The sequence below is a fragment of the Psychrobacter sp. K31L genome (assembly GCF_017942195.1).
Taxonomy (GTDB): Bacteria; Pseudomonadota; Gammaproteobacteria; order Pseudomonadales; family Moraxellaceae; genus Psychrobacter; species Psychrobacter glaciei.
In genome coordinates this window covers 66,046-84,294 of record NZ_JAGKSC010000008.1, presented here as the reverse complement: position 1 = coordinate 84,294, position 18,249 = coordinate 66,046, and the positions used below count along the sequence as shown (strand labels likewise).

The 18,249-nt window shown below is 42.6% G+C and carries 16 protein-coding genes; 3 read left to right on the top strand and 13 right to left on the bottom strand.

Annotated features, from left to right (window positions below):
• Positions 1-193 precede the first annotated feature (193 nt).
• The 3 genes from J5X94_RS12065 to J5X94_RS12055 are packed head-to-tail and all read right to left on the bottom strand — an operon-like array spanning position 194 to position 3,074.
• Positions 194-742 carry a DUF2127 domain-containing protein gene (locus J5X94_RS12065; protein WP_210541397.1) on the bottom strand — a complete coding sequence of 183 codons (549 nt, stop codon included), beginning with the start codon at positions 740-742 and terminating at the stop codon, positions 194-196.
• Positions 735-1,946, bottom strand: coding sequence for an amidohydrolase family protein (locus J5X94_RS12060; RefSeq protein ID WP_010196814.1), 1,212 nt, complete (start codon positions 1,944-1,946; stop codon positions 735-737). Before J5X94_RS12060 ends, J5X94_RS12065 begins: the two co-directional genes overlap by 8 nt.
• 54 nt (positions 1,947-2,000) lie before the next feature.
• Complete coding sequence (locus tag J5X94_RS12055) at positions 2,001-3,074, bottom strand: aspartate carbamoyltransferase catalytic subunit (protein WP_194621014.1); 1,074 nt, start codon at positions 3,072-3,074, stop codon at positions 2,001-2,003.
• Positions 3,075-3,482: 408 nt separating this feature from the next.
• On the opposite strand from J5X94_RS12055, the gene J5X94_RS12050 reads away from it, so the two are divergent.
• Together J5X94_RS12050 and J5X94_RS12045 are read left to right on the top strand one after the other, a co-directional pair.
• The gene (locus J5X94_RS12050) at positions 3,483-4,466 is read left to right on the top strand and encodes a class 1 fructose-bisphosphatase (protein ID WP_194621015.1); all 984 of its coding nucleotides are present in this window, start codon (positions 3,483-3,485) and stop codon (positions 4,464-4,466) included.
• A gap of 102 nt (positions 4,467-4,568) precedes the next feature.
• Entirely contained in the window at positions 4,569-5,363 is a 795-nt protein-coding gene (locus tag J5X94_RS12045; RefSeq protein ID WP_010196807.1) for a TrmH family RNA methyltransferase, read from the top strand.
• A 115-nt stretch (positions 5,364-5,478) separates the two neighbouring features.
• Here J5X94_RS12045 and J5X94_RS12040 read toward each other — a convergent pair whose 3' ends face one another.
• From J5X94_RS12040 to J5X94_RS12000, 9 genes are all read right to left on the bottom strand, one after another.
• A complete protein-coding gene (locus tag J5X94_RS12040; protein WP_189586306.1) occupies positions 5,479-6,669 on the bottom strand; it encodes a cupin-like domain-containing protein in 1,191 nt (396 codons plus the stop codon).
• 363 nt (positions 6,670-7,032) lie between these two features.
• On the bottom strand, positions 7,033-7,965 hold the full coding sequence (locus J5X94_RS12035; RefSeq protein ID WP_010196802.1) for an electron transfer flavoprotein subunit alpha/FixB family protein: 933 nt from the start codon (positions 7,963-7,965) through the stop codon (positions 7,033-7,035).
• A 132-nt stretch (positions 7,966-8,097) separates the two neighbouring features.
• Positions 8,098-8,847 carry an electron transfer flavoprotein subunit beta/FixA family protein gene (locus tag J5X94_RS12030; RefSeq protein ID WP_010196801.1) on the bottom strand — a complete coding sequence of 250 codons (750 nt, stop codon included), beginning with the start codon at positions 8,845-8,847 and terminating at the stop codon, positions 8,098-8,100.
• A 451-nt stretch (positions 8,848-9,298) separates the two neighbouring features.
• On the bottom strand, positions 9,299-9,859 hold the full coding sequence (locus tag J5X94_RS12025; RefSeq protein ID WP_010196800.1) for a DUF421 domain-containing protein: 561 nt from the start codon (positions 9,857-9,859) through the stop codon (positions 9,299-9,301).
• 263 nt (positions 9,860-10,122) lie between these two features.
• Positions 10,123-10,335, bottom strand: coding sequence for a cold-shock protein (locus J5X94_RS12020; protein WP_010196799.1), 213 nt, complete (start codon positions 10,333-10,335; stop codon positions 10,123-10,125).
• Positions 10,336-10,690: 355 nt separating this feature from the next.
• Positions 10,691-11,116 (bottom strand): hypothetical protein, encoded by a 426-nt coding sequence (locus J5X94_RS12015; protein ID WP_189586300.1) that lies wholly within the window; start codon positions 11,114-11,116, stop codon positions 10,691-10,693.
• Between the two features lie 372 nt (positions 11,117-11,488).
• Positions 11,489-12,505, bottom strand: coding sequence for a ketol-acid reductoisomerase (gene ilvC, locus J5X94_RS12010; RefSeq protein WP_010196778.1), 1,017 nt, complete (start codon positions 12,503-12,505; stop codon positions 11,489-11,491).
• 168 nt (positions 12,506-12,673) lie between these two features.
• Entirely contained in the window at positions 12,674-13,171 is a 498-nt protein-coding gene (gene ilvN, locus J5X94_RS12005) for an acetolactate synthase small subunit (protein WP_010196775.1), read from the bottom strand.
• Positions 13,171-15,003, bottom strand: a complete 1,833-nt coding sequence (locus J5X94_RS12000; protein WP_189586296.1) for an acetolactate synthase 3 large subunit — start codon at positions 15,001-15,003, stop codon at positions 13,171-13,173. The genes ilvN and J5X94_RS12000 overlap by 1 nt, the downstream gene beginning before the upstream one ends.
• A gap of 858 nt (positions 15,004-15,861) precedes the next feature.
• Here J5X94_RS12000 and J5X94_RS11995 point away from each other — a divergent pair.
• Positions 15,862-16,365 (top strand): DUF4124 domain-containing protein, encoded by a 504-nt coding sequence (locus J5X94_RS11995; protein ID WP_210541396.1) that lies wholly within the window; start codon positions 15,862-15,864, stop codon positions 16,363-16,365.
• Between the two features lie 28 nt (positions 16,366-16,393).
• On the opposite strand, the gene J5X94_RS11990 is transcribed toward J5X94_RS11995, so the two are convergent.
• Positions 16,394-18,196 (bottom strand): NAD(P)H-hydrate dehydratase, encoded by a 1,803-nt coding sequence (locus J5X94_RS11990; RefSeq protein ID WP_210541395.1) that lies wholly within the window; start codon positions 18,194-18,196, stop codon positions 16,394-16,396.
• Between the last annotated feature and the right edge of the window lie 53 nt (positions 18,197-18,249).

Here is an 18,249-nt window from a genome sequence, read left to right as displayed (position 1 = left end):
CTGGGTTTTTTAATCAGTATCTATAGTCAAGGAATTTTAGAATCGCTACAAGGCGACCGAGTGTAGATGTATATTTAATACCTCAAGCGAGGTTAACGCTGTAACGCTTTTATAGTGGATTGACTATAGTACACTGAGTACATCTAGGAAGGGCAACACCGTAGCAGTTTAAAAGTGCTCTGACTATAAAGCTTTATATTAGACCTTTTTGCTTCATATTACGATACACCACAATAACGATGATAATGTTTAAAATAAAAATAGCAAGCTTAAACCAGTCAAAGGGACGGGCGATCAAATAATACAGTTCTATAGGAATAAATATTCCGTAGCCGATGACGCTGAACCAATAGGCCCATGTCTTATCTTGCCACAAGCCATAAGCTTCAATGAAACGTATCGCTGCATAGACAAATATAAATAATAGAAATAAAGGCCAATTTTTACTTGCCTGCTGGGCAATCCGCACGATGCTGTCGATTTGCGGTGCAAGAAAATGACCAAAGTTCTGCTGCCAAGTTTCTGTGGCAGTGGCGAGCCAACGCTCAAGGTCAGTATGCCATAACCATAACGCGACTGCCCCGAGTAGCGCGCTGACCCCTTTAGCCACTTCATAGACGGCTACCGCTTTAATCGACTCACTAGATTCACCGCGTAACCTATCATCATGACTTGACCGGTCATGGCGATTAGCCCTCGAAGATGTCTGTAAATCCTCGTCCCGTTGGGGAAAATTAGCCAAAGAACGTCTCCACGACGCGCCCTTGCAATTTCTGATTAAAGAACGGCGTGTTTTTACCATTTGACAGCATCGATTGCGCAGTGACTTGCCACTCGATATTCGGATCGACCAATACGGCACCGCCAATGTGTTCATATTGCGTGCTAATGCCAGCGATTTTTGCAGGATTCAGACAGATTTTATCGACCAACTGCTCTAGCGTTAGTACGTCATCATTGACCAGTTGACATGCCAGCGCCATAAAGGTATCAAAGTTTGAAATACCGGGCGTACAATCGGCAAAGGGCGCTTTTTTGGCAGTACTGTTCAATGGCTCATGATGACTACAAATCGCATCAATGGTGCCATCTTTTAATCCACGACGGATGGCTTGCTGATCTGTATTACTGCGCAGTGGCGGTAACACGTAAGCTTGGGCATTAAAACCCTCTAAATTATCATCGGTTAAATACAACTGATGCATGGCCACATCACAAGTAACCGGCAAACCTTTATCCTTCGCCCAGCGCATTAGCTCAATGGAAGACTTACATGACAATTGGCTAAAATGAGCAGCAATTCCCGTTTCTTCGACCATTAATAGCTGAGTAGACAAGGCCACAGTCTCTGCAATCCATGGAATACCTTTTAGTCCATGATATGAGGCAATATAACCCTCATGCGCCACCCCATCTCCTGACAGACTGGACTCGTCAGGATAAAAGAATACTTTCATCCCAAAGGTTGCAGCATATTCTAAAGTACGCAGCAATACCAAATCATTGGCAAAAGGTCTACGCGCATTAGAGACCGCAATACAGCCCCCTTTTTTGAGTCCTGCGATATTAGATGGACGCTCACCTTCCAAACCTGCCGTTAGTGCACCCAAGATATGCAAATAAATACCGCCATCTTCAAGCGCGCGCTCACGCAAACCTTTTAACAGCGAGCCGTTTTCTAAGATAGGATTGGTATCGGGTGGCGTCACTACATGCAAAAAACCATTGGCTCGAGCAGCGCAACCTTCTGACTTTAGCGTACCGTGTTGTTGTTGGCCTGGTTCACGTAAACGGGCACACAAATCAACCAACGGTGGCAGCAACCACATCTCGCGTCCAGCCTCAAGGCTAGCCAGCTTAGTTCTCGCAGTATCTGAAAGTGATGCTTTAAAAGTATCAGGGAGATGGTCAATGAGCGGTGCATCAGTATTGAGCATAGTAGACATGAGCGTTATTACCGTATCAATAAAATAAGTGAGAATAAAACAGCGCGGCAGCGATTACTTGCCAGCTGCTTGATGAGCGCGTTGACCTTCCATCGCAAGCGACAATACCGCCATACGAATAGCAATACCGTTATTCACCTGCTTTAAAATCACAGATTGTGCCCCATCGGCAACGCTAGAGGCAATCTCCACCCCACGATTCATAGGTCCTGGGTGCATCACCAACGCATCAGGTTTAGCAAGTGCGACCCGCTCTGGAGTGATGCCATAGTGCTTATAGTATTCATTTGATGACGCCAGTAATGGCGAGCCAATACGCTCGTTTTGAATTCTCAAGCCCATAATCACATCGCAGTCCGTCACGCACTCATCCATATTTTCATAAACTTGTACACCAAAACGCTCAATACCTTTGGGCAACAATGTACGTGGTGCGCAGACACGAATATCTGTAACGCCTAGCGTTTGCAAGGCGCTGATGTCCGAGCGCGCGACGCGTGAATGCTTTATATCCCCAACGATTGCCACCGATAATTCTTCAAAAGGACGCGGCGCTTCACGGTGAATGGTGAGCATATCCAGCATGCCTTGGGTCGGATGGGCATGCCAGCCATCACCGCCATTGATGATAGCAATGTCTGGTGTGACTTCGGTCGCCATAAAGTGGGCAGCGCCTGAAGCAGAATGGCGTACGACAAAAATATCCGCCGTCATGGCTTGTAGGTTCCACAAGGTATCTCGCAGGCTTTCGCCTTTTTTAGTGCTAGATCGTTCAATATCGATATTGAGCACATTAGCACCCAGACGTTTTTCTGCCACTTCAAAGGTCGTGCGCGTACGCGTTGATGGCTCAAAAAACAGATTCATCACCGTGTAGCCTTCCAGCTCAGGACGATTGATTAATTGTCCATTATCATCAAAAAATGTCTCAGCTTTAGCAATAATCGCCTGCAATTGGGCTTTATTTAACCCTTCTACGCCCAAAAAATGCCGGATGCCGCCATCTATATTAAGCTGTGGACGACTTAACGAGGTATTTAGTTTTTGATGAATGGTATCGGGGTCGAATTTGGCATAATCTGTCGGTGAGATGCTGTGTGTTGCGCTACTATCAATAGAATTTGACATAATGACAAGTCTTTATCGTTGGTTTATATGAGTCAATAATAACGGATTATTCATCTTTGTTTGTTCATTTATAACGGATACGCACAGATACAGGGACATTTAGGCGCTTATTTGCTACAATTTACCCTAATAGTATAAGCGATGTAAAACAAGTTCGGCAGCGCTATTAGATATCGGCAGTGCTATTAGATAATAGTCATAGACCTATACCCACCACAATAAAAAACCAGTACTCTAAAACTATCAATGAATAATAACAGAGATAGTGTAGCTGATTTTGTGTGTGGGACAAAGACGCCGTACCACCTATTTAAATATTTACCTGCTCCAAGAGTGGTTAATGCTACCTGCAAACTGCTTTAGCGCTTATCTTTTTTCAAATTTCTAGGCCATTTATTAGGAAGCCTCATGACGACCTTAGCACACTATTTAAACGCCAATGCGACCAGCCCTGCACTGAATGACGTCATTACGACGGTCACAGACGTTGGCAAAACTATTTCGCAGTTGCTTAGAAAAGGGGCGTTGGCAGATATCTTGGGTGAAGCCGGCAATCAAAACGTCCAAGGCGAAGAGCAAAAAAAACTAGACGTACTGGCAAATGATTTATTGCTTGATGCGTTGGAAAAAAATACCCATTGCGCAGGTGTTGCCTCAGAAGAGCTTGATGATGCTACCGCCGCCAATGCTGATGGCAGTCTTTTGGTATTGTTCGACCCCCTTGATGGCTCATCAAATATCGACATCAATATGGCAGTGGGCACTATTTTCTCTATTTTACCGTATGAGCGTCAAGGTCAGACAAGTGAAAATAGCGATTATTTGCAAGCGGGTAATAAGCAGCTAGCAGCTGGCTATTTATTATACGGCACTTCTACCGTCCTAGCATTGACCATAGCAGATAAGGTTGTCATGTTTAGCTTAGATCCAGACACCAATGACTATGTACTCATTGAAGACCATGTCCAAATCGATGCTGATACAAGCGAGTATGCGATCAACAGCTCAAATTATCGCTACTGGCGCGCACCCATGCAACAGTATATCGATGAATTGATTGCTGGCGAAGCTGGTGTGCGTGGTCGCGATTTTAACACCCGCTGGGTTGCCGCCATGGTTGGTGATGTGCACCGTATCTTATGCCGCGGTGGTCTCTTCACTTATCCGTTTGATACCAAATACGCTCACAAAGCAGGGAAATTGCGCTTGATGTATGAGGCCAACCCAATGAGCTTATTAATCGAGCGTGCTGGTGGCGGTGCTACTGATGCTGTCCATCGTATCCTAGATATCGAACCGACGGATATTCATCAGCGCGTCCCAGTGGTACTCGGTAGCAAGAATGAAGTCAATTATATTAAAGACTTACATGTAAAGCACACTGATAAATAAGTCAGCTGAACCAGTCCGGTAACACTCATTATAATGTCCATTATTGATGTGGATTTATAATGAGTGTCCAAATTCTCTATCTTTTTTTCTAAGCGATCCATTATGGTAGCAAATCCCACCGAGCTGATTACCTCAGATAAAAATACGACGGTCAAACTGGTCAAGGCACTATTGGCGCAAGCTCGACAGCGTAAAAAACAAGGTCAAACTGTCATCGAAGGGATTCATCTCATCGATGCAGCTCTGCGTAGCGACTACCCGTTTACCCAAATATTGCTAGCAGAATCCGCACATCAGCATTCTGAGGTGCAGCAGGTTTTAACTCGTCTGCCGACTTATACGCCTATTCTAACGCTATCAGACTCGCTATATGAGAGTATTCGTAGCTTGGGTACGGGTATCGATATCATGGCGCTTATTAATATACCGACGCCTAGCTTAGCGATAATCAATGATGACTGCCTGATTCTGAATGATGTCCAAGACAGTGGTAATGTTGGTACCCTACTACGCACCGCAGCAGCAGTTGGCATCAAGAACATACTCTGTACCGATGCCACAGCGCAAGCATGGTCTCCTAAGACGCTAAGAGCAGGTATGGGTGCGCAGTTTGCCCTAACTATCTATGAAGGTCTAAGTGTGCAAGACATCTTAGATTATGTCCAAGTACCACTTTTAGCGACCAGTTCACATACCGATACGATTATTTATCAACATGACTTGAAAGAGCCAATCGCTTGGATTATGGGACATGAAGGTCAAGGCGTTTGCGATGAACTGATGCAGTGTGCCACCCCTATCGCTCTACCACAGCCCAATGGCCAAGAAAGCCTCAATGTCGCCATTGCAGGCTCATTATGCTTATATGAAACGCTACGTCAAAGAAGCTACTCCTAAAGCGCACTGTCATTTATGTAGTACAGATAAAAGATTGATAAAAAAAAGACTGAATAAATATGTTTATTCAGTCTTTTTTTTATTTAGATCTTATTCACTCAACTCTACATACACATCAGTTTTGTGCTTCCATAAAGCTTGCAGAATAGTTATTCGGTGCATTAAAGTTAGTAAAACTAATACTAATAGATTTTTCCAGTCCATTCACACAATGCCACCACCCGATAGGAATGAATAATGCGTCGCCAGCTTCAATAGTGATTTCAACTGGGGTCACATGCCGCATCAAAGGATGTTTCTTCAGATCGAAAGTAGGAAAATCCACTTCACTATATACGTGCAAATCATTGTATAACCAAGGTACTTGCCATGCTGGAATCAATGTTACTTTCTTAGCACCATATACTTGAACCAGCATATTATTGGTCAAATCGTGGTGTAGCGGCGTAAATGTTCCTTTGGGTCCCATCCAAAAATACGTACTAAAGGCCGCATCATTGTCCAAAAGCTGTCGATAACCTTTACCAAAATCACCAATGTCATCAAGTGCCGGTTTAATGGTTTCAACGTTTTGTTGCGTGTTATTAGCAGTCATATAATAGTTGTTACTTTCACCGTCATTTTCTATCATATTGACAAATTCAGACATCAGCATTGATTTACGATACTTATCAGAATGACGTTCAAAAAGCGCATCATTCTCGCGGTTGAACTGCACCTGAATTTCTGCATCTCCCAACGTATCTGCAAAATACTGCGGGCTCCATTTTTTTAGTGCTGGCCAATGATCAATGCCTTTTTTTAGTACCACAGGCTTATGTTTACTATAGTAATCTTTAATAAACACCTCAAACGGTGGCGTATCGATCACATCAATTTGCTTGTTATAACCAGGATCTAACTTGGCCAAGTCATCGCAGGTGCTAAGCAGCCATTCTCGTTTTTTTAGGAGCTTAGCGGCTTTAACGCCTGCCTGTAGGTAAGGACTTTTAGAAGCCGTTTCTATTTCTAGTAATATCTCCGCATGACTAAACCCTTGCTGCGTCAATACGTTCGCAATACTGTTTTTACTCGTGCCTTCAAGCAAATTGGTAGCGACCCATTCTTTCCAATTATTTGGTAGCCTACGAATCGGTTGTTTACTGTCGTTTGCTGCTACCTTAAAATCATCACTCAGTGCGACTTTGATTTGAGCGTCTGAAAAGCGATTATCCTTTAGTGTTTGAACGATTGTCTCTGCTCGAACACCGCGCATCATATTCGTTGTTACCCAATCATTCCATTCTTGAGGTAAGCGTTCTGACATGTTTAATCCTGCCTCCATTAGTATCTCCTAATCCCTTAACGTACTAATTAATTGGTCTATCATTTAGTCATCTATAGTCAGATCAATCTGAAAAAATACAAATCAAATGATAGTATCAGTATAGTAGCTGACATTTATCGATTTGACTAGCGTGTACCTTCACTTTGATAAGTCTTATAAAATCTAAGGCGTATTACCGTTTTGAGAATAGTAATAAAAATAAGCTAAATTACAGCGATATAAAAAGTGGCATAGAAAATATCAGTATCTAAAATATCCAATAAAAAAGCCCCCGATTCATTGAATCGGAGGCTTTACGATTTATCATAGATTAAGCGATATCAGACGCTTAATCGTTCAAGCTTACACCTTGCTGGTTAGCTCAGGCAATGCTTCAAACAAATCAGCTTCTAAGAAGTAATCCGCAACGCTAGCGATAGGCGCTTCTGGGTCATTGTTGATAGCAACGATGACTTTAGAATCTTTCATACCAGCTAGATGCTGAATCGCGCCTGAGATACCAGCAGCGATATATAGATCCGGTGCAACGATTTTACCCGTTTGACCGACCTGCATATCGTTTGGTACATAGCCTGCATCAACAGCAGCACGTGATGCGCCAACCGCTGCGCCTAATTTGTCGGCTAATGGTTCGATGTACTTAGTGAAGTTCTCACCATTGGCCAATGCACGACCACCAGAAACAACAATACCAGCTGAGGTCAATTCAGGACGGTCAGATTTCGCCATCTCTTCGTTAACAAAGCTTGATTTACCTGTTTCTTGCACGTTATCGATTGCTTCAACTGTGGCTGAACCACCTTCGCTCGCGACTGGATCAAATGCGGTCGTACGTACAGTCAATACCACTTTATCTTCTGATGTTTTAACAGTCGCTGTTGCGTTGCCTGCATAGATAGGACGCTCAAAAGTTTGCGCATCTACGACAGCAGAGATTTCTGACAACATGCTCACATCAAGTAATGCCGCAACACGTGGCATGAAGTTTTTGCCAGTCGTGGTAGCAGGTGCAATGATATGGCTGTAATCGCCAGCAATATCAGCAACCAATAGCGCTATGTTACCAGCCAATTGATGCTCATAAGCTGCATTGTCGGCCAGTAGTACTTTAGCCACGCCTTCAGCTTTTGCTGCTTCATCAGCCACTGCTTGCGCGCCGCTACCGGCGACCAATACATGGACATCACTACCCATTTGTTTAGCAGCAGCGATAGTGTTTAAAGTTGCCTTTTTTAGACTGGCATTGTCGTGTTCTGCATATACCAAAATTGCCATTGTTTTTATCCTTTATTTGTTCGTATCATCTATTCATGTGGTCATCTGTTCATAAAATTATTTATACGCTTAGCTTTAAAATACACGAGCAGCGTCATGATAATTTTACACAGAATACGCTATAACAAAGTACTAGATTACTTTTGCTTCGTTTCTTAGCTTATCGACCAATTCATCAACTGACTTCACTGTAATACCAGCTTTACGTTCAGCAGGTGGCACAACTTTAATAATCTCTTGCTTAGAAGCCATATCAACACCAAAATCAGCTGGCGTTTTTTCATCAAGTGGCTTTTTCTTTGCTTTCATGATATTAGGCAGTTTGGCATAACGTGGCTCATTCAAGCGCAAATCAGTCGTAATCACCGCTGGCAAGTCAAGTGCAAGCGTTTGTAAACCACCATCGATTTCACGTGTGACGTTAACTTTATCGCCTTCAACTTTCACTTCTGAGGCAAACGTACCCTGACCAATGCCCATCAATGCGGCTAGCATCTGACCAGTTTGGTTATTGTCGTCATCAATCGCTTGCTTACCCAATAGGATAATATCTGTAGATTCAGACTCAGCAATGCTTTTCAGAATCTTAGCAATTTGCAGTGGATAAGGCTTGGCGTCAGTCAATACTAAAACACCACGATCAGCACCCAATGCTAGCGCTGCACGGATTTGCTCTTGTGACTCTTTTGGACCAATTGAGGCAACAATGATTTCATCAATCACACCCGCTTCTTTTAGACGAACGGCTTCTTCTACTGCAATTTCATCAAAAGGGTTGATTGACATCTTAGTGTTAGATAGATCCACGCCAGAGTTATCAGCTTTTACACGAACTTTTACGTTATAATCAATGACACGCTTGACCGCTACTAATGCTTTCATACGTTCCTCGTTTATTAATGTTATGAATTAAAAAATTGTCAGTTAAGAACCAAAGGTTCATCTTTTAAACTGTCGTTCAAATCGTCGTTCAAAGTGCTACTTAAGGTCGTTACTGCCTCAACAGCAAATTAATAGTCAGAAATGCCAAAACAATACCAAAGGGTATCGGTCTACTATTCCCTACTCATCAAATCTGTTAAAGCTAAGCCAACCGTTATTATCAGACCTATCTATCTTGCGCGAGCAGCGCCTTAAGGTCAAGGCAGTGCCGTGAATAATGCGTCATAAATTTGTCACTATTATTAAAAAAATAGTTTATAGACCTATTATTTACGGTTTCATTCTAATAAAGGGCTTAACCTTTTGCCCTTTATAGCATTATCATCGCATTACTTACTTAACGTTTTGTTATTATTTATCACCTCAAAGCTTTTTATGCGCTTAAAACACTTTATAAAGTGCTTTTATCAGGCTTAATCAACAAATCACTATCACGAATATCATCAAACAATGACCAGTCGGGAGTGGTGTTATCATTTTTAATGACACTCATGTCCCCTGTGGTTTCCATAATAACTGCAAAAACTTCGCTCTTGGATTTGAGCCCATTTTTGCGTAGTACTTCTTGCACATCACTGGTACTCAAATTCGCTTCTTTTAGGTTATCCAAAAAATATTCACCATGCGCCATTAGTATGATAGCCTGATTATCAATCAAGGATTTCAAGGGTTTGACTTTACGTCTGATAACTGAGATAACCCCTTGAATCATAAATAGTACAGCAACGGCGAATAAGCCTTGTAACAAAGACGGGCTATCGGACAACACTGTTGAGGCCAGTATGCTACCAATACCAACTGTCATGGCAAAATCATGGCTCGAGAGCTTAGAAAAACTTCGTAGCCCCATCAATCGCGTAAATAACATGAGTCCTAAATAAAACCCAAGCGCTGATAATGAAATACCTAATACTTGCTGCCATTCAATCGAAAACCATGTATGCCACTTCATAAAACACCCTCTTTCCTACATTTTTATTACGTAAATACGTTACATTATCTGGAATCATCGACCGTTCAAACCGCTAGTATTTAACGACAGTTATTTTCAATGTGAAATAAATGGCACAAAAAAAGCAACCTGATGAGAGGTTGCTTTTCTTTAAAGTCTAAACAGTATTTTTATTGTTTTAACAAACAAAGAAATCTATACATCTTGTTAAGATTAACATTGCTGAGAATACTGTTAACAGTGATACTCAACAGCCGTTAAAATTAGATGGCTTCGATTTGCTCAGCTTGTGGGCCTTTTTTGCCATCACCTAAGATGAAAGATACTTTTTGGCCTTCAGCTAGGGTTTTGAAACCGCCACCTTGGATAGCGCTGTAGTGAGCGAATACGTCTTGTCCGCCATTGTCTTGAGCGATAAAACCAAAACCTTTAGCTTCATTAAACCACTTTACAGTGCCTTCAACTTTATCTGACATAAATTTTCCTGACTCTTTAACTGTTGGCGAGACGTGTGTCATCACCGATTAATTGATATATACCCTAGATTTTTTGCTGAATGCGACGGCTCAAACTCATAATATATCAAAGAGATAACTTGTGGTTTTTGCCTCAAATCCATTGAGTACAGCTTGATTATAACAGTTTTTTTTGACTGCAACATATTAAATTACAGAGTTTTGTAAACAATATAAGAAGCCTTTGATAACCCTTTGGCATCATATTTTGATGGCTCGTTATCTCTTCTAGACCCTGTTTATTACTGTCAATTTTAATATTCTTGTTATATATATTCAATAATAAAAATTAGATCCTATCACTTTTTGCATACATTTACTGTGCTATAGGTAGCCATGGTGAGGTCAACACCAGTAAACAAAGGGCAAAAAATATTAAAGAAAACGATTGGCTATAAGCAATATACTTAGCTGGTATGACCAAATCTTTAGGTGAATCTGGGATACCTTTACGCTTTAACAATTTGGTGCCGTAAACCCAACCAAACACCGTATAAATCCCGTATGCCGCAGGTACTGCAACCGCTAACGGCGTTAGATCGATCACGTATAACATCACCACAGAGATAAAAAACCATGAAGTGTCTAGCAGCGAGCTGATTTGAAAAAACTTAGATTGTGGCAGCTTGCCATCGGTGCCTTTGAGCATCTCACCTTCGATCCAAATCAAAACAGCCACGACAGCACTAAGAGTAATATACACGAATTGCGGCGTTAGCCAGTCTGGAAAAGATATTTGCACAACACACAACCTGTAATCTATGGAAAAAATAAGAAGAGAAACAACCACCGACATAGTCACGTAACTGGACCGACGACGCTTCCTTATATTGGGTGTAGGTTACTGGTTTTCAACCGCTATAGTGAGTGAAAGGTAATATCGATACATCACGCACTGCTGATATCACTTTTTCTTGCGTGCTGTGCCTGCGCAGACAGAGGCGACAAAAAATTGATATCAGCAATACTGTCGCGTTTTTAGGATGTTTTGACTATGTCTTTCAGATATTTTCAAAAATATCTTTGTATTGATAGCAATAAAAAACCCGTGCTATCACTCGATAACACGGGTTTCTTTAAGACTTCTTAAGCCTTATTATCATAAAATATTGACTTAGTTTTTGTCTTTATCGATGATTTTGTTGCCGCCAATCCAAGGCATCATGCCGCGCAGTTTAGCACCAGTCACTTCGATTTGATGCTCAGCGTTGTTACGACGACGAGCAGTCATTGATGGATAGTTAGTAGCGCCTTCACTGATGAACATTTTTGCGTATTCGCCAGATTGGATGCGTTTTAGCGCATTACGCATGGCTTCACGTGATTGCTCATTGATGACTTCAGGACCAGTCACATATTCGCCATATTCAGCGTTATTACTGATTGAGTAGTTCATATCAGCGATACCGCCTTCATACATGAGGTCAACGATAAGCTTAAGCTCATGCAAACACTCAAAGTAAGCCATTTCTGGGGCATAGCCTGCTTCTGTTAGCGTTTCAAAACCCATTTTTACTAGCTCAACAGCACCGCCACAAAGTACGGCCTGCTCGCCAAATAAATCGGTTTCAGTTTCGTCTTTGAACGTGGTTTCGATGATGCCTGAACGACCACCACCAACTCCAGCTGCGTAAGACAAAGCTAATTGCTTGGCTTGACCTGAGGCGTCTTGATAAATCGCGATCAAATCTGGAATACCGCCACCTTTGGTGAATTCGTTACGAACGGTGTGACCAGGCGCTTTTGGGGCAACCATGATGACATTAAGATCGCTGCGAGGAACAACTTGGTTATAATGAATCGCGAAACCATGAGCGAAAGCTAACGTAGCCCCTTCTTTGATGTTCGGCTCAATCTCATTGTTATAAAGCTCTTTTTGGAACTCATCAGGGGTCAAAATCATAACCACGTCAGCAGCTTTAACTGCATCAGCAACTTCAGCAACCTTTAGACCAGCGTTTTCCGCTTTTTTCCATGAGCTTGAGTTTGCACGTAGACCAACAGTCACATCGACGTCTGAATCTTGTAGGTTAAGTGCGTGTGCATGGCCTTGTGAACCGTAACCAATAATCGCAACTTTTTTGCCTTGGATAATCGATAGATCGCAATCTTTATCATAATAAACGTTCATAAATAGAGTCCTTTTCCTCAATCATGGCGTGCCATGGATAATAAACGCTTATGCAGTAGCCATTATCGTAAAATGGTCACTAACATAAGCGTTATGTTAATGGTAAATAGATAGATTCTAACTAAAATTATTTTGATTAACTATTCAGTTGCTCAGCCACTAAGCGTATTAAATACTCAGTGTTTTTTCTCCACGTGCAATACCAATCACACCCGAACGTACCACTTCTAAGACACGTTCTCGACCGATAGTATCGATAAAACCATCGAGCTTAGCCGTATCACCAACGATCTGAATCGTATAGAGGTTGGCATTGACGTCAACAATTTGTGCACGGAAAATATCTGCGCTGCGTTTGATCTCTTCACGTACGCTACCCGTTGCGCGAACTTTGACTAGCATTAACTCGCGCTCAACGTGAACGGTGTCTGATAGATTAAGCACTTTAACCACTTCAATCAATTTATGCAATTGCTTGGTGATCTGCTCAATTCTTTCAGGAGAAGTAATCGTCGTCACTGTCAGACGCGAAATACTCGGATCTTCCGTTGGGGCGACGTTTAAGGTTTCAATATTATAACCACGTTGTGAGAACAAGCCGACTAACCGCGACAACGAACCCGCTTCGTTTTCCATCAATACCGAAATCAGATGTTGTTGTTGCATTAGGTACGCTCCCCTTTGGTTAACCACATATCACGCATCGTCTGTCCAGCGATTTGCATTGGATACACATGCTCATTACGATCGACATAAACGTCAATAAATACCAGCTTGTCTTTCATTGCCATGGCTTCTGCAATCTGTGCTTCCATGGTGGCAGGATCAGTAATCTTGATACCAACATGACCATAACTTTCAGCTAGCTTGACAAAGTCTGGTAATGAATTCATATAAGATGACGCGTGACGACCTTCATACAGCATGTCTTGCCACTGTTTTACCATACCCAACTGCGCGTTGTTTAGGTTCAAGATTTTGACTGGTAGATTATATTGCAGGCATGTCGATAGCTCTTGAATATTCATCTGAATAGAGCCTTCGCCAGTAATACAGACCACATCACGATCTGGATTAGCAAGCTTGGCTGCCATTGCATATGGTAAGCCAACACCCATCGTACCTAAACCACCCGAATTGAGCCATTGACCTGGCTCTAGATAAGTATAGTAAAGCGCGGCAAACATCTGATGCTGACCGACGTCACTGGTGATAATGGCATTGCTGTTGGTCACTCTGTCTAGTGCTTGTACGACACTTTGTGGCTTGATGCCGTTTTCGGTACTGGTATCATAACGCAGACCATGACGCTTACGCCATTCATTAATCTGTGACCACCAATCTAATAGGGCATGCTGCTCCAATTCTTTATCTTCACCGATAATCTCTAACATATCCGTAAGAACCGATTTTACGTCACCAACGATAGGAATGTGGGCAAGAATAGTCTTGGAGATAGAAGCTGGATCGATATCGATATGAATAATAGTCGCATTCGGGCAGAATTTTTTGACGTTATTGGTGACACGGTCATCAAAACGCGCACCAACTGCCAAAATAACATCTGCATGATGCATGCTCATGTTGGCCTCATAAGTGCCATGCATACCGAGCATGCCCAAGAACTGACGATCAGAGCCAGGGAATGTTCCCAAACCCATTAGCGTATTGGTCACTGGCAAGTTTAGACGATGTGCAAGTTCGGTCAGCTCTTTATGGGCTTTACTCCAAATCACGCCACCACCGGCATAGATAACAGGACGCTGCGCTGATAATAAGGTCTCAACCGCTTTTTTAATTTGGCCGCCATGCCCTTTCACTGAAGGCTGGTACGAGCGTATAAACACCTCTTCTGGGTATTCGTAGGCATATTTTTCGCTAGGCGCGGTCATATCTTTTGGTACGTCAATGACGACAGGACCTGGACGACCAGATTGCGCAATAAAAAAGGCTTTTTTGACAATCATTGGAATTTCGCTAGCATGGCGTACTTGAAAGCTATGCTTTACGATAGGACGAGAGACCCCGATCATATCGGTTTCTTGGAACGCATCTTCACCGATTAGGCTGCTTGGCACCTGACCTGAAATCACGACCATCGGAACTGAGTCCATGAAGGCAGTGGCAATCGCAGTTACTGTATTGGTAGCACCTGGACCTGACGTGGCCAGCACGACACCTGTGTTACCAGTTACTCGCGAATAAGCATCAGCCATATGGCCGGCTGCTTGCTCATGACGCACTAAAATATGTTCGATGTTTTCTTGCTGAAACAACGCGTCATAAATGTGCAGCACTGCGCCGCCTGGATAGCCAAAAATATATTTGACACCCTCATCCGTCAGCGATTGCACCAGCATCTCAGCACCAGATAGCATCACAGGCTGCTTGCTACCTTCAGCAAGACGTTGTTGCTTTTCTTCAAAATTTTTGGCGGCATTACCTGTTTGGGTATGTCCCGTCATATTCGGACTTTGCGTGGTTTGCGTCACTGTCATCACCTTTTTTTGCGGCGAGAATTTGCATTATTTTATAAAAGAAAACAACCACGTTTGGGCGTTATTTTAAATCTTATAAAAATGATTGCCAATCCTTGTCCATATCAAGAATGTCTGCCCACTATATTTAAGCAATCGCGTCGTACAACGCAAGATAATACTCAAACACAGCAATGTATTTGGGGTCAGTTTTGTGACAGGAGTTTATCGATATACCATGACAAGATACGAATGCATCTATAAAAGAGGCTTATTACTTATGAGCGATAGTGTTTATAAAAGAGGCGCTGCTATAGCTAAAGTCATAAAATAATTCTAATAGCCAATACTACGTCCTAAGATCATCTGATCTTATAATAGGCTAATAAAAAACATCATAACCAAATATTGTTTTGCATTTAATGCAAGCAATACAACCGCAAAAATCCACACTTAGCGTATTTCAAATAATAAGTTTATCTTAGTCATTGTAGACAGATAAGTCCGGAGACAACATATACAGTCATTAACAATAATCGCTATGATCATCATTTTTGCCATATCATTATCACAAAGAAAATAAAACGACGTAAGCTACCGATAAGTAACCCGTAGTTCTCATTCTCAAGTGCCACGGCAATATCATAAAAGCCGCTCACTGACCAATCAACTGCTATTATATTCAATGGTTTGAGTCCTATTGTCAAGAAAAACTTCTAAAACCCACCCCTAACTATTAGTTATTAAATAATGTACATTCATAAGCATTATTTGCTAAAATCAAACGCTACTGTATTCATATTGTTATTTATCAATGTAAATACTGCCTTCAAATAAATATCTACCTTCATTTTTTACCCCCTTAAGAGGACCGCTACTATGGCATACATGTCTACCATACATACCCCTGCCAAGCTGCTCATCAGCATCAGTACTGCATGTATGATAATGCTGTCAATGAATGCCAGTCATGCTATCCAAGTGTATAAATCGATTGGTACGCACGGTGAAGTGAAGTACAGCCAGCATGCGCCGCAAGAAGGCAGAAATATTGAAGTGATCGAATTTCGTAGCGATGGTAGGCAGAATAACGCAGGTCAGCTAGCGGGTAAAACAGAGGCAAACCAAAACATACCTACTCAAAGTGCAGAAGAACAGCGCGTTGCCCAGCTAGAAGCACGTATTAAGGATCAAGAAGCGCAGGCTAATGCACAGCGCTGCCAATCACTGCGTAATAACCTAACCAATCTAAACGTTGGCGGGCGTATATATGAGATGGATAGTGATGGCAAACGTGAATACTTAGATGGTCGCGAAATCGAGCTTAAGCGTGAGCGCGTGCAACAAGCCATCACTCAGTATTGTAATGGCTCTACGACCTAGTTTTACTTGATAGGGCACACTACCCTACTTAATTTTTATTGGTAATCAATTGCATGACATGACGAATGGCTGCTGGCATATCTTGCGCTTGTAGCCCGCGCTGTCCAATCAGTAGCGAGCTATTATGCTGGTAATGGTCAGTATCATTCACCAAAGCGTCTCCTGCTAGCGCATGCAGAAGAACCGCTTGGTGCAAGCAGCGCGCTTCGTCTTCTAGATCCTGTTGTGCCAACAGCCCAGCAATCACCCCAGACAATACATCGCCCATGCCAGCGGTGGCCATGCCAGCATTACCTACGCCGCAAACATAAATATGCGCTTGCCAACCCTTCTGTTCTAATACCCTTTGCTCCAGTACCAATGAACCAGCGCCTTTTAGCACCCAATCACCGCCATAAGTTTTAGCACACTGTTTTATAGCTGCTATTCGATCATTTTCTACTACACTAATTTTCTTATCAAGCAATCTAGCCGCTTCACCACTGTGCGGCGTCAAACAAACCTGATGATCCATACTGTGTTGTCGCAGCTGAGCGATGAGTTCGTGTTTATGAGGATGCTCACGACTCTCCATCTGCAATGATGCCAGATGATAAAGACCATCTGCATCAATGACCAGTGGCTTCTTCTCTGTTATAGCAGCCTGAACATAACTGATGAATAATGCTTGCGCTTTTTTATCACGCCCCAATCCCATGCCAATGGTAACGACGCTAGCGTCCTTAATTAATGTTTTCACCCCCTCTTTATCATGCAAATCAATCGTCATCGCATCGGGTAATGACGTTAATAAAGCACCATGAAAGGCATCGTGACAAGCCACAGTAATTTTACCCGCACCTGTCGCCATGACACTACTGGCAGATAGTATGGCTGCCCCGCCCATACCTTGCGAGCCATCAATTCGATTACCACCAATGACCAAGACGTGACCATAGCTGCCTTTGTAGCTGTTCTGTCGACGAGCATTTAAAGCGTGCGCTACAGTCACTAGAGTGGCGGCTGAGTTGCTTGACTGAGTCGGTATTAACGGTATATCAATCACGCTCCCGCTATAGTCCATGCCATCTTTGGTATGTAAGCCGAATTTACGGGAGATCAAGCACAACGTCACGTCAGCTTGTATGGCAATGCGCTCAAATACTTGACCAGTAGAAGCCACTAAGCCACTCGGGATATCAACGGCAATTGCCAAAGCATCATTGGATTGGGCTACCTTGTTAAAGGCGCTAATAGCCTGCTCGTAAACACCTTCAGGTGCACGGTCCAGTCCTATACCAAATAATGCATCGATATAAATATCAGCTTGCCAGTCCGCTTCTCTTATCTCACTTTGATTGGCACTACTATCCTCAAAGCGTTGATAATTTACCTTAGCAGATAGCGCTATTTGTTGCGCTTGCTTAGCATCGGATACAACGTCGTGTCTGTCTACTTTGTTAGCAATTTCTATTTGATTGTCCGTCTCTAGACCTTCGGTAGCATAGCCGACTGTGATTACTTTTACCTGCCAGCCTGCCTGCTGCAAATAGTAAGCTATAAGCCAACCATCACCGCCGTTGTTCCCTTTTCCTACCCAGATACTCGCTCGTTGCTGACAAGCATTACGTCGATAAACTTTCTTATCAGCCGAGGCACGAGCTTTCAGATATTTTTTCTCGTAGAGCTGTTCTATATGCTGCGTCATTTGCCAAGCAGCTTGCTTCATCAATCCAAAGCTATCATAACCTTCTGCAAACCATGCTTGCTCCATAGCGTAGACTTGCTCGCTGCTATATAGCGCTATCGGTCTCGTTGTGTCTGATGAAAATACATTGGATTGAGTTTGCATACCGTTCCTCGATTATTTTTATTGGTTTTTTATGATATCAAAACTTGCTGGTT